General features: G+C 74.2%; 20 protein-coding genes and 1 pseudogene. 7 read left to right on the forward strand and 14 right to left on the reverse strand.

What is annotated here, in order from left to right; translation table 11 throughout:
- Positions 1-198 precede the first annotated feature (198 nt).
- Complete coding sequence (locus ACZ5OX_RS33560) at positions 199-1,257, reverse strand: hypothetical protein (protein ID WP_465635313.1); 1,059 nt, start codon at positions 1,255-1,257, stop codon at positions 199-201.
- A gap of 1,246 nt (positions 1,258-2,503) precedes the next feature.
- Between ACZ5OX_RS33560 and ACZ5OX_RS33565 the strand changes: the two genes are divergently transcribed.
- Positions 2,504-3,130 (forward strand): CBS domain-containing protein, encoded by a 627-nt coding sequence (locus ACZ5OX_RS33565; RefSeq protein ID WP_465635427.1) that lies wholly within the window; start codon positions 2,504-2,506, stop codon positions 3,128-3,130.
- A gap of 139 nt (positions 3,131-3,269) precedes the next feature.
- The gene (locus tag ACZ5OX_RS33570) at positions 3,270-3,920 is read left to right on the forward strand and encodes a LamG domain-containing protein (protein WP_465635315.1); all 651 of its coding nucleotides are present in this window, start codon (positions 3,270-3,272) and stop codon (positions 3,918-3,920) included.
- 146 nt (positions 3,921-4,066) lie between these two features.
- On the opposite strand, the gene ACZ5OX_RS33575 is transcribed toward ACZ5OX_RS33570, so the two are convergent.
- Entirely contained in the window at positions 4,067-4,573 is a 507-nt protein-coding gene (locus ACZ5OX_RS33575) for a hypothetical protein (protein WP_465635317.1), read from the reverse strand.
- A gap of 152 nt (positions 4,574-4,725) precedes the next feature.
- Here ACZ5OX_RS33575 and ACZ5OX_RS33580 point away from each other — a divergent pair, with 152 nt between their 5' ends.
- Entirely contained in the window at positions 4,726-5,067 is a 342-nt protein-coding gene (locus ACZ5OX_RS33580; RefSeq protein WP_465635319.1) for a hypothetical protein, read from the forward strand.
- A 156-nt stretch (positions 5,068-5,223) separates the two neighbouring features.
- Here ACZ5OX_RS33580 and ACZ5OX_RS33585 read toward each other — a convergent pair whose 3' ends face one another.
- Positions 5,224-5,634, reverse strand: coding sequence for an organic hydroperoxide resistance protein (locus ACZ5OX_RS33585; RefSeq protein ID WP_465635320.1), 411 nt, complete (start codon positions 5,632-5,634; stop codon positions 5,224-5,226).
- Positions 5,635-5,811: 177 nt separating this feature from the next.
- Here ACZ5OX_RS33585 and ACZ5OX_RS33590 point away from each other — a divergent pair, with 177 nt between their 5' ends.
- From ACZ5OX_RS33590 to ACZ5OX_RS33600, 3 genes are all read left to right on the forward strand, one after another.
- On the forward strand, positions 5,812-6,285 hold the full coding sequence (locus tag ACZ5OX_RS33590) for a MarR family winged helix-turn-helix transcriptional regulator (protein WP_465635322.1): 474 nt from the start codon (positions 5,812-5,814) through the stop codon (positions 6,283-6,285).
- A 303-nt stretch (positions 6,286-6,588) separates the two neighbouring features.
- Positions 6,589-7,161 (forward strand): RNA polymerase sigma factor, encoded by a 573-nt coding sequence (locus ACZ5OX_RS33595; protein ID WP_465635324.1) that lies wholly within the window; start codon positions 6,589-6,591, stop codon positions 7,159-7,161.
- Positions 7,158-7,961, forward strand: a complete 804-nt coding sequence (locus ACZ5OX_RS33600; RefSeq protein ID WP_465635326.1) for a hypothetical protein — start codon at positions 7,158-7,160, stop codon at positions 7,959-7,961. Before ACZ5OX_RS33595 ends, ACZ5OX_RS33600 begins: the two co-directional genes overlap by 4 nt.
- Positions 7,962-8,005: 44 nt before the next feature.
- On the opposite strand, the gene ACZ5OX_RS33605 is transcribed toward ACZ5OX_RS33600, so the two are convergent.
- From ACZ5OX_RS33605 to ACZ5OX_RS33615, 3 genes are all read right to left on the reverse strand, one after another.
- Positions 8,006-8,710, reverse strand: coding sequence for a GAP family protein (locus ACZ5OX_RS33605; RefSeq protein ID WP_465635328.1), 705 nt, complete (start codon positions 8,708-8,710; stop codon positions 8,006-8,008).
- Between the two features lie 190 nt (positions 8,711-8,900).
- Entirely contained in the window at positions 8,901-10,313 is a 1,413-nt protein-coding gene (argG, locus tag ACZ5OX_RS33610; RefSeq protein WP_392877718.1) for an argininosuccinate synthase, read from the reverse strand.
- Between the two features lie 213 nt (positions 10,314-10,526).
- Complete coding sequence (locus ACZ5OX_RS33615; protein ID WP_465635330.1) at positions 10,527-11,216, reverse strand: rhomboid-like protein; 690 nt, start codon at positions 11,214-11,216, stop codon at positions 10,527-10,529.
- 245 nt (positions 11,217-11,461) lie between these two features.
- Between ACZ5OX_RS33615 and ACZ5OX_RS33620 the strand changes: the two genes are divergently transcribed.
- Positions 11,462-12,205, forward strand: a complete 744-nt coding sequence (locus ACZ5OX_RS33620; RefSeq protein WP_465635332.1) for a rhomboid-like protein — start codon at positions 11,462-11,464, stop codon at positions 12,203-12,205.
- On the opposite strand, the gene ACZ5OX_RS33625 is transcribed toward ACZ5OX_RS33620, so the two are convergent.
- From ACZ5OX_RS33625 to ACZ5OX_RS33660, 8 genes and pseudogenes are all read right to left on the reverse strand, one after another.
- Positions 12,088-12,780, reverse strand: a complete 693-nt coding sequence (locus ACZ5OX_RS33625) for a VOC family protein (RefSeq protein ID WP_465635334.1) — start codon at positions 12,778-12,780, stop codon at positions 12,088-12,090. The two genes, ACZ5OX_RS33620 and ACZ5OX_RS33625, sit on opposite strands and share 118 nt — an antisense overlap.
- Positions 12,777-13,917: pseudogene (locus ACZ5OX_RS33630) on the reverse strand (methyltransferase). Before ACZ5OX_RS33630 ends, ACZ5OX_RS33625 begins: the two are co-directional and overlap by 4 nt.
- Before the next feature lie 315 nt (positions 13,918-14,232).
- The gene (locus ACZ5OX_RS33635; RefSeq protein WP_465635336.1) at positions 14,233-15,135 is read right to left on the reverse strand and encodes an STM4011 family radical SAM protein; all 903 of its coding nucleotides are present in this window, start codon (positions 15,133-15,135) and stop codon (positions 14,233-14,235) included.
- Between the two features lie 11 nt (positions 15,136-15,146).
- On the reverse strand, positions 15,147-16,481 hold the full coding sequence (locus ACZ5OX_RS33640; protein WP_465635338.1) for an STM4012 family radical SAM protein: 1,335 nt from the start codon (positions 16,479-16,481) through the stop codon (positions 15,147-15,149).
- Positions 16,478-17,320, reverse strand: a complete 843-nt coding sequence (locus ACZ5OX_RS33645; protein WP_465635429.1) for an STM4013/SEN3800 family hydrolase — start codon at positions 17,318-17,320, stop codon at positions 16,478-16,480. The genes ACZ5OX_RS33640 and ACZ5OX_RS33645 overlap by 4 nt, the downstream gene beginning before the upstream one ends.
- Positions 17,321-17,367: 47 nt before the next feature.
- The gene (locus ACZ5OX_RS33650; protein ID WP_465635340.1) at positions 17,368-18,492 is read right to left on the reverse strand and encodes an STM4014 family protein; all 1,125 of its coding nucleotides are present in this window, start codon (positions 18,490-18,492) and stop codon (positions 17,368-17,370) included.
- 15 nt (positions 18,493-18,507) lie between these two features.
- On the reverse strand, positions 18,508-19,443 hold the full coding sequence (locus ACZ5OX_RS33655) for an STM4015 family protein (RefSeq protein ID WP_465635342.1): 936 nt from the start codon (positions 19,441-19,443) through the stop codon (positions 18,508-18,510).
- A gap of 81 nt (positions 19,444-19,524) precedes the next feature.
- Positions 19,525-20,502: an STM4015 family protein gene (locus ACZ5OX_RS33660; RefSeq protein ID WP_465635344.1), complete on the reverse strand. Its 978-nt coding sequence runs from the start codon at positions 20,500-20,502 to the stop codon at positions 19,525-19,527.
- Positions 20,503-20,522 lie beyond the last annotated feature (20 nt).

Consider the following 20,522-nt stretch of genomic DNA (forward strand, 5'->3'; position numbering starts at 1 on the left):
CGCCCGGTGTGCCGTCGGGGGCGGCGCAGCCGGCCCGGGACCAGGCCCGCAGCGCGTCCCGGGCGGTGGCCTCGTGCGGCTCGGGGTCGGGCGGGGTGCGGGCGGGCGGGGCGTGGTCGGCCTGGGTGCGGTCCGGTGGCGGGGCGTGGGTGAGGTGGGTGCGGTCCGGTGGCGGGGCGTGGGTGAGGTGGGTGGGGATCAGGCCGCCCGGTCGGTCGGCAGGAAGGCGCGCCGGTCGGAGACCACGGGGGAGGAACGCACTTGGAGCAGGGTGGCGCCCCGGCAGTCGGCGGGACCACCGGCCGGGGTCGGGGCGGTGAGGCCGTCGGGGTGGTCCGACGGGCGCGCGGGGGTGTCGGGGTGGTCGATCCGCCGGGTCTCGGCCGAGTCCACCCAGGGCGCCAGCAGGTAGCGGACGGTGGCGCCCTGGCGGTGCAGGACCACCGCGCCCGCCGTGGTGAGGTCCGCGTCGTCGGCCCGGGCGAGGTCCGATTCGGTGTTCTGCCCGTCCCGGCCGTCGGTGGAGCGGGCGATCCGCCCGCCGTCGTGGAACACCGCCACGCCGGTGCCGTCCACCGTCCCGGCGAACAGCAGGTGCACGGGGGCGGTGGGCGGAGCCGGGTCGGTACCCGGTTCGGCGTTGGTCCGGGCGCCGGGCCGTGACCAGGCGGCCAGGGCCCGGATGAGCAGCGCGCCGTCCGTGCTCCGCTCGCCGCGGGCCGGCCAGACGGTGAGGTCGACCCGGGTGGTGTGCTGCCAGGCGTCGGCGGTGACCCGCACCAGGTGGGAGGGGTCGGTGTCGGATCCCGGGAGCGGCACCGTCGCCGGATGGCCGGGCGCCGCGGGGAGGGAGCCGCCCAGGACGCCCACCGTGGTGGTGAGCCCGAGCACACCGACCGCGAGCACGGCCGTCAGCGTACGGCGACGGCGCAGCAGATCGGTGGGCCGCACGCGGACGGCGCACGGGTCGAAGGCCGGCGGCAGCGGGTCCGAACCGGAGGGGACCTGTCCGGCCACGGCCACCGCCGTCGGGTGCGCCGCTCCGGCCTGCAGCAGCACCTCGGTGGCCCGTTCCGGGCTCAGCCCCTCGACCGTCCGCAGGCCGAAGGCCGCCCTGGCCGGGGCGGAGAGCGCGGCGAGCGCATGGTCGAGTTCCGCGTCCTCCTCGCCGCCGTTCGGGGTGAACAGCCGCAGGCCCCAGACCCGTGGCGTGAGGAGACGGACGGCCGGGTGTGACCGGAGCGCGGTGCGCAGCACCCGCAGACGCAGCGTGGCGTAGACGGCGTCGTCGTCCGGGGCGTCGGAGGGTTCGGGAGTGGACGCCTCGGTGACTGGCGCTTCGGCGACGGTCGGCCGGGAGGCCGGGCCCAGCGGGTGGGGCAGGGTGCGCTGGACGGCGGCGTGGGCGGCGAGGACCCCGGGTGTACCGGTCGCGGTCGGCGGGCAGCGCCAGGTGCGCGAGCCGGACCAGCCGCCGGTAGTGGCGCACCAGCGCGGCCTCCGCCAGGGCCACCGGGCGTGCCGTGACGCCCCGGCGCAGCACGGCCGCGCTCACCGTCCGTTCGCGCCAAGGAACCCTCCTGGGAGCCGTGGTGCCGTCGTGGTGGACAGGCCAACGAGTCGATCATGTGATGGGTGCGCCGCCCGGGGAGATCGGCGGTCATATGACGGGTGTGCGGCGGGCCCCTGGGGCAAGGACGTCCGGCGCGTGCCGGCGGCCCTCCCGCCGACGAGCAGCGGTGGATGCCCCGCTGGCCTGGTCGGCGTGGTCGGCGTGGGTTCCCGGGGCGTCGACACGCTCGTCGACCGGCTCGCGGCGGAGCGCAACGCCTCGCTCGCGGCGGTCGGGGAGACCGCCTCGCGCCGGCTGTACGGCCGGGACTCCCGGGGTCCGGCACGGTCACGCCCGGGTGACCTCCGGTGTCGGGGCGGACCACGGGAGCAGACGCGGTCACGCCACGCCCCGAACGCCGTCGACCCGTACTCGGCCGGCCGCCGGCTCGGCCGGATGACCGGCGGGCACCGGGAAGCCGGGCGGCGACCCCGGCGTGCTCGTGTCGCGGGCCCGGGAGGGGGTCATCCCCGCGGCCGGCGGCAGGATCGCTGCGGCCTTCGTGGCGAGCCCGTGCGGTCGGGCCCGCCACTCCGGACGCGGGACGCGGGACGCGGGACGTGGGACGCGGGGCGCCGGGTGGGCGGGCCCCGATGTGCACGGCCAGGCGCTGCGGAACACGTACGGCCGGAACGGCTGGTCCTGCGGCTCCGCCACGGCCTCCGGCCGGTGCCCTCCCCGCCTGTGGGGCGACCGTCCGCCCCTGACCGTCGTCGGGAGCGCGTTCGCGGGCCGAGGCCCAAGGTCCCACCCGTTCGGCCCCTTGGCCCCTGGCGATCCCGGCCGCCACGAGCGATGCTGCCGGTACCGGCCGGGACGACCCGTGCCGGGTCGGACCAGCATCGTTGGACGAGGTGAACCGGCGTGCGGCATGCCACCGTCGAATCCGTGATGACCAGCCCCGTGGTCCTGGTCTCACCCGAGACCGGATTCCGGGAGATCGTGGCGCTGCTGAGCGAGTACGACATCACCGGCGTACCGGTGGTGGACCCGGATGGGCGGCCGCTCGGCTTGGTCTCGGAGGCCGACCTGCTGCGCACCCTCGCCGCGCAGGAGGACCCGGCCAGCCTGCTGCCGGCGCCCGAGTCGGCCCAGGCGGGCCCGGACGGCGAGGTGACCGCGGCCGACCTGATGACGGCGCAGCCGGTCTGCACCACGCCGGACACCAGCGTGGTCGCGGCGGCCCGGCTGATGAGCCGGCACGGCCTCAAGCGGCTGCCGGTGCTGGACGAGGAGGGGCGGGTCATCGGCATGGTCAGCCGCGGCGACCTGCTGCGGGTGTTCCTGCGCGAGGACGCGGTGATCCGGCGGGAGATCGTCGAGGAGGTGCTGGGCCGGATCGACGGCGTCAGCCCGGCGGAGATCGGGGTGGAGGTCAACCAGGGGCGGGTGGTGCTCAGCGGGACGGTGCCCGAACCCCACCTGGTGCCGATCGTGCTCAACCTGTGCCGCTCGGTGGACGGGGTGGTCTCGGTGACCGACCGGCTCGCGGCCGGAGGCGCGGCCCCGGTCGGCTGACCGGCCGCGCCGCCGCCGAATCGCACGTTCGTCCCGGGCTCGAACTATCCGCTTCGCATACTGCGGAGGGTATCGGGTAACTCACCCTGTGTGCCCGGCGTGCGGACTGCCGGGACACCGGAGCTTCGGGGAGGCGGCCGTGACAGTCGTGTTCGACGCGGACTTCACTTCGACCAACCAGTGGACCGCCGGGCGCAGCAGCGCCTATCCCCGGATGGGGCCGACCAACAGAAGCGACCACAAGCTCGACTACCTCAGCCGCGACTACTGCCCCGGCGGGGTGTTCACGGCGGTCAGGCGGCACAGCGGCGGGCTGTGGAGCTGCAGTCTGCTGACCACCGAGGGAAGTCCGGAGGGCTTCCAACTCCGCGCCGGGGACGTGCTGTCGGCAAGCGTGACGCTGCCCGTCGAGCTGGGCGCCTGGCCGGCGATCTGGACCTGGCGGGACGGCGGCAACGAGGTGGACCTCTTCGAGTACCACCCCGACAACCCCGACCTGCTGGAGATCTCCAACCACGTGCGGGGCGGCTTCCGTTACTGGCACGGCGCGAGCGCCGGGATCGGGCCGGGAGCGACGTTCGACCTGCGGGTCGTGCTCGGCGCGAACTCGGTGGACTGGTACGTGGCGGACGAGCTCGTCTACGCGGACCTGCACGGGGTCGGGTCGACGTGGCACGCGTACCTGATCGTCAACATGTCGGTGGCGGACGGGACTTACCACGACCGGCCGCCGTACGGCGGGCCGGACCGGCTGAGCTGGGTGTGCCACGGCCTCCAGGTCGAGCGTTGAGCGTCCGGTGGGGCGTGCGGTTCTGCGGCTGAGTATGTGGCGGGGCGTGTGGCGGGGCGTGCGATTCGGCGGCTGAGTGTGCGGCCGGGTGCGTGGCCCGGCGGGTGTGCAGGGCGCGGCGCGTGTGCGGCGCGGGGTGCGGGTGCCTACGGTTCGCGGGGTGCGAAGGAGGCGGTGATCGGACCGCGAGGGGCGTACCCGCCGAGTGGGTCGAGCGGGGTGAGCAGGTTGTGCGGGTCGCGGGGGCCGCGCGGGCCGGAGCGCTGGAACCAGACCGCCCGGCGGTGCGGGCCGATGTGGGCGGGGTCGGTCACGTACAGGTCGTCGCGCGGGGCGCGCTCGTTGCCCGGGGCGAGCGCCGCGTCCACGGCGCGGTCGGCGATCGAGTTCAGCAGCGCGATGGCGGTGGTCTCGGCGGCGGTGGGCGCGATGGCGAGGGCGGTGAGCTCGGCCCAGAGTTCGGTGGTGACGTAGCCGATCGGGGAGTGGCCGAGCGCAGGGTGGGGACGCGGGTCGGGATGGTGCCGCAGCACCCCGGCGGCGACGAGCTGCTCGGGGGAGCGGTCGTCGTCGGGCGCGTGGCCGACCGTGAGCGGCGGGACGGCGGACGTGGGCGGTGGGGCGGAGGACGTGGGCGGCGGGTGGTGGGTCACGAGCGGCACGCTACCCGGGGCGCACGCCGGATCGGGCACCGGACCGTCGTCCCGGACTTCCCTTACGCCGCTTTCACTGTCGACGGGCGCACGATGGTGGTAGGCGCTGCTCACCTCGGCGGGCCCCGGCGGGGCTGGAGGAGGAGGTCCTGATGAGGTACTGGCACGAACACAACCACGTCGGTGGCTGGGGCATGGGGCTGATGGTGTTCGGGATGCTGGTGGTCCTGGTGATCCTGGTGCTCCTCGCGGTGGCCCTGTTCCGTTACGTGTCGCACACCCGGCAGCCGATCCCGCCCGGACGGGCGGCTCCGGGCGCCGGTGGGGCGGGGGTGGGCGGAGCACAGGGCTGGGGTCAGGTGGGGCAGGGGGGCCAGGGGCCGGCCGCGGAACAGCTGCTCGCGGAGCGGTTCGCGCGGGGTGAGATCGACGCGGAGGAGTACCGGCACCGACTGGACACGTTGCGCTCGGCGAACGGGCCGGGCGGGGACTGACCCGGGGCGGCGCGCGGCTCGGGAAGCGAGCCTCGGGGAGGCGGACCTGGGGCCTGGGGGCCTTGGGGATACGAGCCTCGGGGGTACGGACGGGCCCGCCGCACTTCGCGTGCGGCGGGCCCGTCCGTCGGCGGGGTGCCTGGGGCGTCCGACCGGTTACTCGACGACCAGCTCGACCGGGATGTTGCCCCGGGTGGCGCGGGAGTAGGGGCAGACCTCGTGCGCCTGCTTGACCAGCAGCTCGCCGGTCTCGCCCGCGAGGGACTCGGGCAGCTCGACGCGCAGGACGACGGCGAGGGCGAAGCCGGCCTCGTCCTTGCCGATGGACACCTCGGCGGTCACCGAGACCTCGCTGGTGTCCACCCGGGCCTGCCGGCCGACCAGGCCGAGGGCGCTGGCGAAGCAGGCGGCGTAGCCGGCGGCGAAGAGCTGCTCCGGGTTGGTGCCCTGGCCGCTGCCGCCGAGCGCGGTCGGCATGGCCAGCGTGAGGTCCAGCTGGCCGTCGGAGCTGACGGCACGACCCTCCCGGCCGTTGGCGGTGGCGGCTGCGGTGTAGAGCGCGTCCATGGTGGCTTCCCTTCGGGTCCTGGGTGTTCCTGCGGTCGGTCGGTCGGTCGTTCGGGCGGTTGCGGGCCCGGACCGCTTCGCGGCGGCCGCTCGGTGGTCGCCGCGCTGTGACAAGTAGAGCACGCAATTCAGTTGCGCACAACTAAGTTGTGCGATGGCGATTGTTATCATGGGTCCATGACCACCAATCCCGGCCTGGCGGACGAGGAGCTGCTCCGCCTCGACCAGCAGATCTGCTTCTCGCTCAACGCGGCCTCCCGTGCCTTCGGCGGTGTGTACCGGGTGCTGCTGCGGGACCTCGGACTCACCTATCCGCAGTACCTGGTCATGCTGGTGCTGTGGGAGGAGGGCGAACTGCCCGTCAAGCGGATCGGCGAGCGGCTGCGGCTGGACTCCGGAACGCTCTCCCCGCTGCTCAAGCGCCTGGAGGCGGCCGGACTGGTGGGCCGCGAGCGGAGTCCCGAGGACGAGCGGTCGGTCACCGTCCGCCTGACCCCCGAGGGGTCGGTGCTGCGCGAGCGGGCCGGGCTGGTCCCGCGCCGACTGCTCGCGGCGACCGGGCTGCCGCTCGAGGACCTGGCGGCGCTGCGCGGGTTGCTGGACCGGGTGACCGCCGCGCTGGACACCGCCGAGGTCGAGCCGGCGCCGTAGGGGCGTGGCCGACTGGAGTGGGGGTGTTCGGGTGGGATGGCCCTGGGGCGGCTCTGGAAGGCTTGTCAAGCCATCCTTCCGTGACTCTGTGATCTGGGTCACGTTTCGGATGCGTCCGTTGGGTTCGCGAGGGTGAAGCGGCAGGTCAGCGGCGCTGTCCGAATGTGAACGGAATCTTTCGGCAATTGTCTGCCCGATCCGGTCAACATCGCGGAGCTCCCGGACGGTTACACCACGAGCCCCAAGGGGCCGTCGGCGTGCCACCAGGTGGGCCGGCCAGCTGACCGACGAAAGGGGGGCCGCGTGAGCACTCCCGGGCCGGGCGAGGAGCGGGGACTGCGAGCCGACCCGCTCGGCGACCTGCCGAACGACTTCGAGGCCTTCTTCACCCGAGAGAACTCCGGGTACCTCCGCTACGCCCAGCAACGCCTGCGGCACCGTGAGGACGCCCAGGACGCCGTCCAGAACGCGGGCACCACGCTCTACAAGAACTGGCGCCGGGCCCTGGCCAGCCCCGATCCGCAGGCCTTCGCCTTCAAGATCGTCAAGGATGCCGTGGTGGACGTGCTGCGCGAGCGTCGCCGCACCGAACGCAAGCGGCTGCGGGTGATCGCCCAGCGCCGTCCCGACACCAGCCAGGACGAGCTGAACGAGCTCGCCGAGCTGGACGCGCTGGACTGGGCGATGGAGGAGCTCGCACGGGCCGCCCCGGTCCAGGCCGACGTGGTCCGGCTGCGTCAGGCGGGAGTGTCCTACCCCGACATCGGATGCTCCCTCGGCATCGCGCACACCACCGCCCGCACCTACTACAGCCTCGGACGGCGCCACCTGGAGTACCTGCTGGAGCACCCGGACGACGGCGGGGCGCGGACATGAGGGTCGCGGACCTGCTGCACGCGCACGCCGTCGAGCTGGAGCGGGAGTTCGACGACCACGATCCGGTGGCCTTCACCCGCCGACTGGCGGAGCGGCTCGCCGCCGTCCGGCGACCCGCCCCCGTGGTGCGCGAACGCCCCGACCGGCCGCCCGCCGGCGCCCGGCCCCCGCACGCTCCGGCGGCGGGGCCCAGCCCGGGTGCGTCCGTGGCGGCGGGCTCCGGGACCGGCGCCGGAGCGGGGGTGGGGGTCGGCCCCGGGGTGCGGTCGGGCTCCGGGGCGGCGGCGGTTCCGGGACAGCTCAGGTGGGCCGGGGGACGGGCGGAGCTGCGGCGCGACCTGCGGCACCTGTGCGCGGGGGTGGCGGGCGCGGTGGAGCCGGGGGAACTGGCCCTGGACCTCGAACTCGCCGAGAAGACCGCCTTCCGGACCCTCGGCTGCCTGTTGTACGGCATGGGCCGCACGGCGGACGGCGTCTTCTGGTGGCGGATAGCCGCTCAGTACGGGGACCAGCTGGCCGTGCACTGCCTGGCGGTGCACTACACCGCCGAGGGCGAGCGGCGCGACGCGGCCCGCTGGGCCGCCCAGGCCCAGGACCTGAGCGCCCCTGGCCGGCTGCCGGAGTTGGCGCCCGACGTCCGGCCGGGCGGGGCGGCGGAGCTGGCACGGCTGCTGGCTGAGCGCTACGACGGCGAGATCCTGCTGACGGTGCGGGAGGCCGTGGCGGCGCGACCGAGGGCGCACCCCGGGCGGTTGGGCGTCCGGGCGGTGCGGGGGCGCGTGGTGGCCCGGATCCGGTGACGGGTGCGGCGATGGGTGCGGGGACGGGTGCTGCCGGTCGGGGTTCAGGCGAGCCCCGAGACGGCGGCGCCCAGGTACTCGGCGCCGAGCAGCAGCGGAACGGCGGTCATGATCGCCGCGTTGTGCGTGGCCGTCCAGGCCCGCCACTCGCCGAGGGTCTGCCGCGCGTGGTCGTTGCCCACGAGGTGGACCACGAGCGGCAGCAGGGTGCCCAGCGAGCCGAGGAGCACCATCAGGGTGGCGGCCACCGCCTTCCCGCCGATACCGATGCCGATGCCAGCAGTGATGCCGACCCCGGCGCCGGGCGGCGCGGCGGCGATGGAGGCGGCCCCGCCGACGGCCGGGATCAGGGTCTTGGGGTGGGCGACGATCAGGACCACCGCGAGACCGGCGGACCGGGCGGCGGTCAGCCGGTCGATCGAGAGCAGCCAGGCCGGTGGCGCGGTGACCCGGCCGGGGCGGGGCCGTTCGCGCCACTGCCGGGCGGCCAGCACGAGGAGCGCGGTGCCGAGGCCGAGCTTCAGCCAGGAGGACCAGGTCGGCGTGGTGCGGGCCGGGTCCAGCGCGGTGCCCGCCGCGACGACGGAGGCCACCACCGCGGCCAGGCCGAGCAGCCAGCCGGCCGTGAAGGCGATCCCGTTGGCCCGTCCGTGCGGTGAGACGAGGATCAGGAGGACGGCGATCAGCGGCAGCGGGCTGAGCGCGACCGCCACCGCGGAGGCCAGCATCGGGCCGATCGCCTCACCCATTTCCCGAGCCGCCTTCCCGTCGCCGGGCACCGTCCGCCATTCAGCTACCGACGGGCTGTCGGCGCACGGCCGGTGCCGCCGTTCGGGTGAGGTCGGGTGGGGAGAGCGGGTGGGGGCCGGGGCGGGGCGAGAGCGGCGGAGGGCCGCCGCACCGCTGGGGTGCGACGGCCCTCCGCGAGCGCGGAGCGTGTCAGTCGTTGCCGGACTCGATCGCCGCGTGGTCGAGCGCGGTGGGGTCCTCCTCGTCACCGGTGCCGGCCGCGATGGGAGCCGCACCGCCCGGGGCGAGCTCGCCGATCAGGCCGCTCCACGGCGCCAGCTGGCCGTGCACCGCGTACTGCTCCAGCTTGCTGCGCGAGTCGGCGATGTCGAGGTTGCGCATGGTCAGCTGGCCGATGCGGTCGTCCGGGACGAACGCGGCGTCGACGCTGCGCTCCATCGACAGCTTCTCGGGGTGGTAGCTGAAGTTGGGGCCCTGGGTGTCGATGACCGAGTAGTCCTGGCCGCGCCGCAGCCGCAGGGTGACGGTGCCGGTGACCGGGTGGCCGATCCAGCGCTGGATGCTGTCCCGGAGCATCAGCGACTGCGGGTCGAACCAGCGGCCCTCGTACAGCAGCCGCCCGAGCCGCCGACCCTGGGTGTGGTACGTCGCGATGGTGTCCTCGTTGTGGATGGCGTTGAGCAGCCGCTCGTAGGCGATGTGCAGCAGCGCCATGCCGGGGGCCTCGTAGATGCCGCGGCTCTTGGCCTCGATGATGCGGTTCTCGATCTGGTCCGACATGCCCAGACCGTGCCGGCCACCGATGGTGTTGGCCTCGTGGACCAGGTCGACGGCGCTGGCGAACTCCTGGCCGTTGATCCGGACCGGGCGGCCGAACTCGAACTCGATGGTGACGTCCTCGGTCTGGATCTCGACCGCCGGGTCCCAGAAGGCCACACCCATGATCGGGCTGACGATCTCCATGGAGGCGTCCAGGTACTCCAGCCGCTTGGCCTCATGGGTGGCGCCCCAGATGTTGGCGTCGGTCGAGTAGGCCTTCTCGGCGGAGTCCCGGTACGGGAGGTCCCGCTCGGCGAGCCACTCGGACATCTCCTTGCGGCCGCCGAGCTGGTCGACGAACGCCTGGTCCAGCCACGGCTTGTAGATCCGCAGGTTGGGGTTGGCGAGCAGGCCGTAGCGGTAGAACCGCTCGATGTCGTTGCCCTTGTAGGTGGAGCCGTCGCCCCAGATGGAGACGCCGTCCTCCTGCATGGCGCGCACCAGCAGCGTGCCGGTCACGGCGCGGCCGAGCGGGGTGGTGTTGAAGTACGTCTGCCCGGCGGAGCGGATGTGGAAGGCGCCGCAGGCGAGGGCGGCCAGGCCCTCCTCGACCAGCGCGGCCCGGCAGTCGACCAGCCGGGCCTGCTCGGCGCCGTACGCGCGGCCCCGGGCCGGGACGTCGGCGAGGTTCGGCTCGTCGTACTGGCCGATGTCGGCCGTGTAGGCGTAGGGGAGGGCACCGTGTTCGCGCATCCACGCGACGGCGACGGAGGTGTCCAACCCACCGGAGAATGCGATGCCGATCCGTTCACCGACCGGCAGCTTGCTCAAGACCTTCGACATGGATGCACCCTCTGACCCGCGAGAGCGGGCCCCTGATCTAGCGATGTGTGACGGGATTCGGCGTAATCGATCCGATGCCCGAACTCTGGCATAGATTTGCAGAGTAATGCAAGGGCATACGGACTCCCCGGTGGCGACGGTGGCTCGCAGGGCCATTGCGTGCGGGTCTTGTGTCCGGCCAACTCCGTTGTGCAGTCCGTTAGTTGGGGAGGATCAGGGCGCCTGGGTGGGCCGCCGGGTGCGCAGCCAGGCGGTACGGGAGGCGAGTACGCCCAGCCCGAGGGCGACCAGGTGGCCGGCGTCGGCCAGCTGCTGGTCCAGCGCCCAGGCGGTGGCCAGGGCCAGCGCGAGCGCAGGCAGGCCGTAGCGGCGCAGCGGGAGCGGGCCCAGGGCGAGCAGACAGGCGCTGGTGGCGACCAGGCCGTAGCTGATGCCCACGTCGCGGGCGTGGGAGAGCGCGCCGGGGATGCGGGCGGTCACCATCACCCACATGGCGCCCTCGGTGAGCAGGGTGGCGCCCAGGTGTCCGAAGAGGAAGACCGCTCCGGCCCGGGCCGGACCCCAGCGCCACTCGGCCAGGCCCAGGGCGGCGGCGACCGCCGCGATGCCCGCCCAGGCCGGGACGCCGTCGACCACCAGGCCGCTGGTGAACAGGGTCCACCACTTGCCCACTTCCAGGTGGTGGACATTGCTGCTGTTGTGCCGGACGAACCGGGCCCGCTCGGCATGGCCCTGGCTCGCCAGCCAGGCTGCCGTCACGGTCAACAGCAGGACGTACGCCGCGGTCAGTCGCAGCCGGGCGGCGGCTCCCAGGGCGGCGGCTCTTGGGCCGGCGGCTCTCGGGGCCGGGCGCCGGGAGGCATCGGGGCCGGTCGGTGTCCTCGTCGTGAGGCGATCGCTCATCGTGCCTGGTGCCCTTGTTCGGCGGTTCCCGGTGAGGGATCGCCCGGTGCGCGGCCGGGAAGCTCGCAGCCGGACGGTCCGAGCGCCAGCGTACGCGAGCGGCCGGAAGGCGGTGGGGGCCGGAGGCGGGTGTGCGGTCCGGGACCGGGAACCCTCGTGTGGTCGCGCATCGGCCTCGGTCGTGGCGGGTGGCGGTGGAGCCGGGTGGGGGCGAGGGTGAGGGGAGCAGCGTCGAGGAGGCGTCGATGGCCGGTAGCACCGCCGGGGGCTCCGAAGCGCACGGGCGGCCCTGGTGGGCGCGGGCAGGCCGCGCGGTGTGGGCCTACGTCCGGCGCGCGCCGGGCACCTACATCTGGCTGGCGATCCTGCTCGTCACCACGCAGGTGATCAGGCACGTCGATCCGGCGACCGCGGACCGCATCCTGCATCGGCGCTCGACCAACCTCCACCACCTCCAGGTCTCGCCGGTGCGCGTCCTGGCGACCAGCGCCCTGTGGATCGCGGGCGGTGGCTGGCCGCTCTACTTCCTGCTGTACAACGTCTTCCACGTGCCGGCCGAACGGTGGCTCGGCACCCTGCGCTGGATCTCCGTGGCGGCCCTCGCACATGTCGGTGCGACCTACCTCAGCGAAGGCGTGCTCGGCTGGGCGATCCGCCGCGGGTTGGCCCCGCCGAGGGCCGTCTACACCCTGGACTACGGCGTCAGCTACGCGCTGGCCGGAGTGGTCGCGGTACTCGCCTACCTGATCGTGCCGCCCTGGCGGTACCTGTACGCGGCAGGGGTGCTGGTCGTCTACGGACTGGGTGTGCAGCAGAGCCGGGACTACACCAGCATCGGTCACTTCAGCGCGGCGCTGATCGGATTCGCCTGCTATCCGCTGACGCGGGACCGCCCGGGATCCTTCGACCCGGTCGCCTCGACCCGGGCGCTCTGGCGGCGGGCACGCGGGCGGTGGGCGCGCGGGCGGGCCGTGATCGGCCGCTCGTGACGGCGGACGCCGACCGGCCCGCTGCTGCCCGGTCCGCTCCGTACGAGCGGGCCGGGCAGCGGCGGCGCATGCGACGGGCGCGGGGCGGCTACGGGCCGACTCGCTGGGACACGCAGAGGATGTTGCCCTCGCTGTCCTTGAACCAGGCCGCGCGCATGCCCTCGCCCTCGGCGACGCCGTCGACGGGTCCGCAGGCCGGGGAAGTCGTACTCCTCGAAGGTGATGCCGCGGCCGCGGAGGCCGGTCATCTCGCCGTCGAGGTCGGCGACCTTGAAGCCGGCGAGGGTGTGGGCGGCCTGACCACCGCTGGGGGTGCGGTAGACGGTGAACTGGGCGCCGCCGCTGTCGCAGACGAACTCCTCCTCGCCCTCCTCGGTCAGCTTGAGGCCGAGGGTGTCGGTGTAGAAGGCCTTGGCGCGGGCGAGATCGGTGGCGGGGATGACAGCTTGTAGCGGAGCGTCTCCAAGCATGGTGTTTCGCCTCCTCCCTGTCACCGGGCCAGGGACGCGCGGGCCGTGCCGCCCGGTGAGCGCAGGACCGCGTCGGGCCGTGCGCGGGAGGCTGCCGGGAGTCATGCGGGGGCCAGCCTCCAGAGCGAGGTGACCTCGGCGGCGCGGGCGGCGCGCAGGAGGGGATCGGACCGATCGGGGGCGGTGGCCCGGGGGTGGCGGGGGACGGTGTCGAGACGCCCGGTGATGCGCAGCCCGGCCTCGGAGACGGCGCCGAGCAGGTCGGCGCGGGAGCGCAGTCCGAGGTGTTCGGCGAGGTCGGAGAGGACGAGCCAGCCCTCGCCACCGGGCAGTAGACGGTCGGCCAGGCCGTCGAGGAAGCCGCGGAGCATGTGGCCGTTCCGGTCGAACACGCCCTCGTCGAGGCTGGAGCTCGGGCGGCCGGGCAGCCACGGGGGATTGCACACGATCAGGGCGGCGGCGGTCGCGGCCGGGAGGGTAGAGGCCGGTGCCGGCGATCTTGATGCGGTCGGCGAGCCCGAGGCGGCGGGCGTTGTCTCGGGCGCAGGCGAGGGCGCGTGGATTGGCGTCGGTGACCAGGACCTCGCGCAGTCCGCGCCGCGCCAGGAGCGCGGCGAGCACCCCCGTGCCGGTGCCGAGGTCCTGGGCGGTGGCCGTGGGGTCGGTACGGGCGGCCGGTGGCAGCGGCGCCCGGGCGACGAGGTCGACGTACTCGCCGCGGACGGGCGAGAAGACCCCGTAGTGCGGGTGGATGCGGGCGCCGAGGGCCGGAACCTCGACGCCCCTGGTGCGCCACTGGTGTGCGCCGATCACACCGAGGAGCTCGCGAAGGGACACGATTCTGTTGTCAAGGAGCGGTCCGTAGGCCGCCAGGCAGGCCTCGCGGACGTCGGGCGCCCGGTGGAGCCGGACGCGGTGGTCCGCGCCGAGCGGCACCAACAGCGTGCTGAAGACACGCGCGAGGCGGGCGCGTTCCCGACGGTGCTGCCGGAAGGCATCGGCCGGGGAGCCGGGGGTGGATCGGGGCCGGCGCCGCTCGGCGCGGCGGCGCATGGCGTGCAGGAGGCGTAGTGCGCCGGGGTAGGTGCCCTGCCAGAGCAGGGCGGTGCCCTCGCACGCCAGGCTGTAGGCGGCCCCGGTGGACAGGGTGTCGTCGGCGGCGATCAGGCGCCGCAGCGGAGGTGCTCCGTTCTCGCTGTGCCAGGGTGCGGGCAGGGTGGAAGAGACGGGCAGGGTGATGATGCCGGGCCGGTGGGTGTCGGACACCGGGACTCCTCGTGGTCGATCGTGCAGGGGACACGAAGAGCACTTCGACGAGGAGGTGAGCAGCAGGCGCGTCGGGCGGTGGCGCCGCCGGGATGGCGGGCGCGGGGCGTCAGGCCAGGTGCGGCTAACGCGTCGAAGCGCGAGCCGAGGTGTCACCGAGTACGAGGCCCGGCACGACGGCGGGCCGTATACCACTGATCATCTGCGGGCCTCCTTTCCGAATGTCCGAACCAGCTGGTCCTGTGCGGATGTTCGTACGCTTTCACACAGAGTGGTTGGATCGCAACCGATTTATCGCCGGCCCGACGGCCAGTCGTGCGGCACGCGCTCCAGCACGCCCGCGCCGAACAGCTCGTACAGCGGCAGGGTCTCCAGATGGACGTAGCCGATGTGACAGTCGCAGACCGGCAGGGGGCAGGCGCGCGGCCGCAGTCGGGAGCGGTAGCTGCCGTCGTAGAGGTTGCCGAGGACGTCCCGGACGAAGTGGCAGCGGCGCACGGTGCCGTCGCCGTCGACCGACAGTACGGACTCCCCGGTGCGGCACGGCAGCCCGGCGCTGGGGTGGGCGTGCCGGCTGTAGCCGAAGTGCGGGTCCACCGCGGCCCACTGGGCGGCCTCGGCGTCGGTGTAGGCGAGGCCCTCGGCGGCGTTGACCCACAGGTAGACGCCGTCGGAGAGCTCGGCGCGCAGCCGACGGGCCTCGGTGAGGTGCTCGGGTTGGCCGACCACGCCGACGCTGTAGCGCACGCCGAGTGCGTCCAGCTCGCGGCACTTGGCGAGGAAGCGCTCGCGGGTGACCTGGCCGGGGTGGAAGGTGACCCAGAGGGCGAGGGCGTCGAGGTCCGCCTCGGCGAGCCAGCCCGTGCGGCAGCTGAGGTTGGTCTGGATCGCGACGCGGCGGACGTGCGGCAGGTGGCTCAGCTCGACCAGCGCGCGGCGGTACCAGGACCGCACCAGCCCCTCGCCCCAGGGGGTGAACAGCAACGACAGGGTGTCGCCGGTGTCCTTGCGCCCGGCGGCCCAGCCGGTGAAGCGCTCCAACGCGGCCCGGTCGGCCCGAAGTTGCTCGGGGCTGTCGCGCCGCTTGGCGAACGGGCAGTACGGGCAGTCGTAGTCGCAGGAGGCGAGCGGACCGCGGTAGAGCAGCGTGAGGCTCCGCGCGCCGTCCTCCGGCAAAGGAGGGGCGGAGGACATGCCGAGGAAGGTCATTTCGCCTCGTACGCGGCCATCCGGGCCCGGACCTCGGGCGAGAACAGCATCGGCCCGACGGCGTCCGAGTGCGCCAGCCCCTCCGGGCCGAGCCGCAGGTACGCCGGATCGCCCTCGGCGAGCCAGCCGCGCTCGGCGAACCCGGCCAGCTCCGTCGGGAAGTCCTCGACCGGTGAACTGCCGAACCGGGCGCGGTAGTCCGCCAGCGCCATGCCCTCGGCCTGGAGCAGTGACTGCACCAGGTGCCGCCGGCGGGGCTCCTCGCCGCCCATCCAGTGGCCGACCTCGGCCCGGTGGAAGTCCTCGGTGGCGACGTAGTCGTCGATGATGCCGCGCACCGCGGTGGCGTTCACCGCGTAGTCGAAGGAGTAGTGCAGCCGCGAGGTGTAGGAGCGGGCGCCGCAGCCCAGCCCGACCATGCCGTCGGTCTGGCAGGCGTACTCGCTCGCTCCGGCCTGCGGGGAGGCGGCGCGGCGGAACATCCGCATCGACACCTGCTGGTACCCGTGGGCGAGCAGGTGGTCGCGGCCGGCCCGGTAGAGCGCGAGCCGGCGGGCGTCCCAGGCGGCCTGGCTCTCCTGCTCGCCGCGCCGGGCCAGGCCGGTCAGCGGGCGGACGTACAGCGGGTAGAGGTACAGCTCCTCGGGCTGCCAGGCGAGCGCGGTGTCCAGCGAGCGGAGCCAACTCGCCTCGGTCTGGCCGTCGATGCCGTAGATGAGGTCGATGTTGAGCACCGGGAAGCCAGCCGCGCGGATCCGGCCGAGGGCGGCCTCCACCTCGGCCCGCTTCTGCGGGCGGACCGCGGAGCGCGCCTCGGCGTCGTCGAAGGACTGCACGCCCAGGCTCAACCGGGTGGTGCCCCGGGCGGCCAGCACCTCCAGCCGGTCGGCGGTCGCGGTGGCGGGTGAGGCCTCCACCGAGAGCGGTACCGCCCTCAGGTCGGCGCCCATCCGCTGCTCGGCTATGTCACACAGCCGCTCCAGCTCACCGGCCGTCAGATAGGTGGGGGTGCCGCCGCCGAACGCGGCCAGCGCGAACCGGGCCCCGTCGTCCAGTGCCGAGCGCACCGCCGTGGCCTGGCGCTCCAGGGCGTCCAGGTACGCCGTGGTCAGGCCCTCGGGGCTGCCGATCCGGGTGAACAGGTTGCAGAAGCCGCAACGGACCTCGCAGAACGGTATGTGGAGGTAGAGCGAGAGGGCGTGCTGCGCCTCGCCGGCCCACAGCTCGCGCAGCGGGGGACGCCCGGGCAGCGGGCGGTAGGCCGTCTTGTGCGGGTACGCGTAGACGTACGACTGGTACGGCGAGTCCGGGCGCGGGGGTGCGGTGGTCATGCGTGCTCCTCGGAGGTCGCGGTGGGGTGCGCCGCCCGGGCGGGGAGGGTGAAGTGCGCGTACGGGACCGTCCAGACCACCTCGTGGCCGATCCGGTGCCCGGTGTAGCCGTCCTCGCCGTAGGCGGTGCCGTGGTCGGAGCAGACCATCGCGAAGCAGGGGCGGCGGGCGCTCATCGCGGCGAACAGGCGGCCGATGTGCGCGTCCACGTACTCCAGGGCGGCGGCGTGGCTGTCCCGGGAGTCCCCGTGCTCGCGAGTGGCGCCGGGCAGGTGGAACCAGTTCGGCTGGTGCAGCGCCGAGACGTTCAGGAAGAGGAACAGCGGCTGGTCGGCGGGCTGTTCGGAGGCGACCCGCTCGGCCCGGGCGACCTGCTCCTCGAAGGACGTCGGCGACGCCACGCCCAACTCGGGCGCCCAGTGGCTCTCCTGGAAGAGGCCGGGCAGCACCGAGCCCAGCGGGCCCTGCTTGTTGAAGAACCCGACGCCGCCGATGCACACCGTGCGGTACCCGGAGGCGGCCAGGGCCGTCGGCAGGTCAGGGGCGTCGAACACCCAGGTGCGCGGGGCGGTGCTCTCCGAGCCGGCGAAGCGGGCGGCGAACAGGCGCGGGTGCGGGCCGTCTGGAGAGGCCGGTGTCGGCAGGAAGCCGGCCAGGATCGCCTGGTGGGAGGCGTAGGTGAAGCTGCCGGGCGCGTGCCGGCGCTCCCAGCGGCCGCCGGGGAGGACGGCGGCGAGGTTCGGGATGCGGCCGGCGGCGGCCAGCTCCTCGGCGACGTCGAAGCGGAGCGTGTCGAGGGTGACGAGCAGCAGGTCGTGGGTGCCCACGACGGCGTTCATGTCGGGAGCGGGAGCGGGAGCCGGGACGGGGGCGGTGTTCTGGTGGTTCATCGAGCGGGTTCCGTGATCTGGTGGTCCGTCGCCACGGGGGACGACGGGGAGGGGGCGGTGAGTGCGGCCAGCTGGGCGCCGTAGGTGTCCAGACCCTCGGCGGGGCCGCCGGGCAGGCCGGTGAGGTTGGGGAGCAGGTCGCCGAAGGCGTTCACTTCGCCGACCAGGGCGCGCCGCCAGCCGGCCGTGGGCAGGACGTCGACACCGACCATCGGTGAGCCGGGGAAGCAGGCCGCCGCGCGTTCGGCCGTCTCCAGCAGGGCCGGCCAGGCCGGCCCCGCCGTCTCCCGGACCTGCTCGACGCTGCCGCGGGCCCCGCCGAGGTGCAGGTTGGTCATCGGCTGGGTGCTGGTGCGCACCACGGCGTGGGTGGCCCGGCCGGCGACCACCACGACCCGCAGGTCTGCGGAGCGGCCGGACTGCGAGGCCTTCGGGATCCACTGCTCGACGTGCAGCCCGTCCGGTGCCAGGGCGTCGACGATCGCGGCGACCTCCCGCTCGTCGCGGTAGCGGCGCACCCGCAGCGAGTTGTGCAGCCGGCCGTCGGCCAGCTCCACCGAGGTGGTGGCCTGCAGGTGCCCGCGCGGCCCGAACTCCAGGGCCATCACCCCGGAGGCGGAGGAGCCGTGCGCGGGCTTGACGAAGACCCGGCGCAGGCCGGCCTCGGCGAGGCGCTCGCGCAGGTGCTCCCAGTCGGTGACCTCGCCGCCGAGCGCCCTGGGCACCGGCACCCCGCCCGCGGCGAGCAGGGCGTGCGCCCGGCGCTTGTCGAACATCACGGCGATCTCCTCCGGATCGCCGAGCAGCCGCACGCCGGGCCGGGCGGCCAGCCCGCGCAGCGCGGCCATGACGCCCTCGTACCAGACGGCCGTGCCCTCGACCCTGGTCGGCGCGTAGCCGGAGCCCAGCGCCGGGCCGCGCAGCAGCCTGTCGACCTCCGGCTCCTCGCCGGGTGACTCGACGCGCAGCAGACCGCCCTCGGGCAGCCGGTACCGGCCACGCAGCACGTCCAGCCAGGGCAGGACGGCGGGCTCGGGCAGCCCGGCGGCCCGGGCGGCGGCCGCGAACAGCGTCACCCGTCGGTGCCCCGGATTGCCGAGGACGGTCAGCCGCATGGTCATCGCCTCCGCACCCGCCTACTCGGCGACCGAGACGTAGCGGTCGTCCTCGTCGTCCATCTCGTCGCCCTCGGCCTCGCTGAGGTCGATCTCGACCCCGGGCAGGGCCTCCCGCAGGCGCTCCTGCAGCGCGTCACTCAGGTAGTGGTGGTGCAGGTCGAGGGCGCGCAGGTGGGTGAGCGGCTGGCCCTCCAGCAGGGCCGTGGCACCCTCGTCGGAGAGCACACCCATGGAGAGGTCGAGCGACTCCAGCCGGGCGACCACCGGGGCGTGCGCCACCGCGGCGGCGATCTCGTCCTGGAACTCGCTGTTGGCCAGCCCGAGGTGGCGCAGCCTCGGCAGCCGGGTGCCGTCCAGGAACGGCGCCAGGTCGTCCGGCGTGGCGTCACCGCCGTACTCGTCCACACCGAGCCAGAGGTCCAGGCGCTCCAGCGCGGGCAGTTCGGAGCCGGCCACCGCGCGCACCACGGTGGCCGGAAGGCCGCCGGACTCGAATCGCAGGCTGGTCAGCCGGTCGTGCCGGACCGGCTCCAGTGCGAGGTCCATGCCGCCGCGCACGGCCAGCGACCTCAGCCCGGGGAAGGCGTTCAGCAGCGGGGTGACGTCGTCCATCTCGAGCCAGGAGATCTCGCACTCGTCGTACGTCACCTCACCGAGGAACAGCGCCTCCAGGGCGGGCAGGCGCCGAGCGTCGGCGGTGACGGCCTCGACCGCGGGGCCCACGGAGGTGTAGCCGTCCTGCCACCAGGCGCCGATCACCACGGCGCGCACACCGGCCGGATCGACCTTCTCCAGGAAGGACCGCCAGAGGTGGGCGAAGTCCTGCTTGGAACCGTATTCGAGGGACAGCCGCCAGGCGACGGCGCCGGCGGCGGGCCGGGGCCGGGCGTCGTCGGGCGTGAACTCGTGGATCGGCAGCTCGTGGAAGCGTTCGATGTGGCGGGAGACGGCCATGTCGGATCCTGGTGGGTCGAGTGGTCGGACGGATGGTCGGACGCGTGCGGGAGGTCGGCCGGTGCGCGCGGGAGGTGACGGCTACTCGGCCACGGCCACGTAGCGCCAGCGGTCGTCGGGCTTGCCGGCCTCGGAGAGGTCGATCTCGACCCCGGCCAGGGCCTGGCGCAGGCGCTGCTGCATCTGCTCGGTGAGGTAGTGGTGGTGCAGGTCGAGGGCGCGCAGGTGAGTGAGCGGCTGGCCCTCCAGCAGGGCGGTGGCGCCCTGGTCCGTCAGCACGCCCATGGAGAGGTCGAGCGACTCCAGCCGGGCGACGACGGGCGCGTGCGCCACCGCGGCCGCGATGTCGTCCTGGAACTCGCTGTTCTGGAGGCCGAGGTGGCGCAGCGCCGGGAAGCGGGTGCCGTCCAGGAACGGAGCGAGGTCGTCCAGCGTGGCGTCGCCGCCGTAGTTGTCCACGCCCAGCCAGAACTCCAGCCGCGCCAGGGCCGGGAAGTCGCAGCCGGCCACCGCGCGCACGACCGAGCCCGGCAGGCCGCCGGCCTCGAAGCGCAGCGCCTCGAGCGCCTCGTGCCGCAGCGGCTCCAGGGCCAGCCCGCCCTTGCCGTCCCAGTCCTGCGAGGCGCCGCGCACCACCAGCTCGGCCAGCCGCGGGAAGGCCGTCAGCAGCGGTGTGATGTCACACTGCTGGATCCAGGAGATCTCGCACTCCTCGGCGATGATGTCGCCGACGAACAGCGCGCGCAGGGCGGGCAGCCGACCGGCGGCGGCGACGATCGCCTCCATCGGCTCCCGGAAGCCGTCCGGCTCGTCCGGCGACCACTGGCCGATCACCACCGCGGTGACCCGCTCGGTGTCGACGGCGGCGAGGAACTGCTCCCAGCGCTCGACGAACGTCGCGTCGGACTCGTAGTCGAGCCTGATCCGCCAGGCAGCCGAGGCCGCGTCCGGCAGCCGGACGGCGCCGGAGCCGCCCTTCTCCTCGGCCTCCGCCAAGGCCGCCACGAAGTCGAAGACGGGGAGACCGTGGAACCGTTCGATGTGGTCGTTGACAGTCATGCACTGCTCCTCGGGGATCT

The organism is Kitasatospora sp. NPDC032121, assembly GCF_055580145.1.

What these genes read in the sequence shown, in the direction of transcription:
- ACZ5OX_RS33565 (WP_465635427.1), top strand. Translation starts at nt 2,504, where the DNA reads ATGACCAGCCCCGTGGTCCTGGTCTCACCCGAGACCGGATTCCGGGAG.
- ACZ5OX_RS33580 (WP_465635319.1), top strand. Translation starts at nt 4,726, where the DNA reads ATGAGGTACTGGCACGAACACAACCACGTCGGTGGCTGGGGCATGGGG.
- ACZ5OX_RS33585 (WP_465635320.1), bottom strand. Translation starts at nt 5,634, where the DNA reads ATGGACGCGCTCTACACCGCAGCCGCCACCGCCAACGGCCGGGAGGGT.
- ACZ5OX_RS33590 (WP_465635322.1), top strand. Translation starts at nt 5,812, where the DNA reads ATGACCACCAATCCCGGCCTGGCGGACGAGGAGCTGCTCCGCCTCGAC.
- ACZ5OX_RS33600 (WP_465635326.1), top strand. Translation starts at nt 7,158, where the DNA reads ATGAGGGTCGCGGACCTGCTGCACGCGCACGCCGTCGAGCTGGAGCGG.
- ACZ5OX_RS33605 (WP_465635328.1), bottom strand. Translation starts at nt 8,710, where the DNA reads ATGGGTGAGGCGATCGGCCCGATGCTGGCCTCCGCGGTGGCGGTCGCG.
- argG (WP_392877718.1), bottom strand. Translation starts at nt 10,313, where the DNA reads ATGTCGAAGGTCTTGAGCAAGCTGCCGGTCGGTGAACGGATCGGCATC.
- ACZ5OX_RS33615 (WP_465635330.1), bottom strand. Translation starts at nt 11,216, where the DNA reads ATGAGCGATCGCCTCACGACGAGGACACCGACCGGCCCCGATGCCTCC.
- ACZ5OX_RS33620 (WP_465635332.1), top strand. Translation starts at nt 11,462, where the DNA reads ATGGCCGGTAGCACCGCCGGGGGCTCCGAAGCGCACGGGCGGCCCTGG.
- ACZ5OX_RS33625 (WP_465635334.1), bottom strand. Translation starts at nt 12,780, where the DNA reads ATGACTCCCGGCAGCCTCCCGCGCACGGCCCGACGCGGTCCTGCGCTC.
- ACZ5OX_RS33635 (WP_465635336.1), bottom strand. Translation starts at nt 15,135, where the DNA reads ATGTCCTCCGCCCCTCCTTTGCCGGAGGACGGCGCGCGGAGCCTCACG.
- ACZ5OX_RS33640 (WP_465635338.1), bottom strand. Translation starts at nt 16,481, where the DNA reads ATGACCACCGCACCCCCGCGCCCGGACTCGCCGTACCAGTCGTACGTC.
- ACZ5OX_RS33645 (WP_465635429.1), bottom strand. Translation starts at nt 17,320, where the DNA reads ATGAACGCCGTCGTGGGCACCCACGACCTGCTGCTCGTCACCCTCGAC.
- ACZ5OX_RS33650 (WP_465635340.1), bottom strand. Translation starts at nt 18,492, where the DNA reads ATGACCATGCGGCTGACCGTCCTCGGCAATCCGGGGCACCGACGGGTG.
- ACZ5OX_RS33655 (WP_465635342.1), bottom strand. Translation starts at nt 19,443, where the DNA reads ATGGCCGTCTCCCGCCACATCGAACGCTTCCACGAGCTGCCGATCCAC.
- ACZ5OX_RS33660 (WP_465635344.1), bottom strand. Translation starts at nt 20,502, where the DNA reads ATGACTGTCAACGACCACATCGAACGGTTCCACGGTCTCCCCGTCTTC.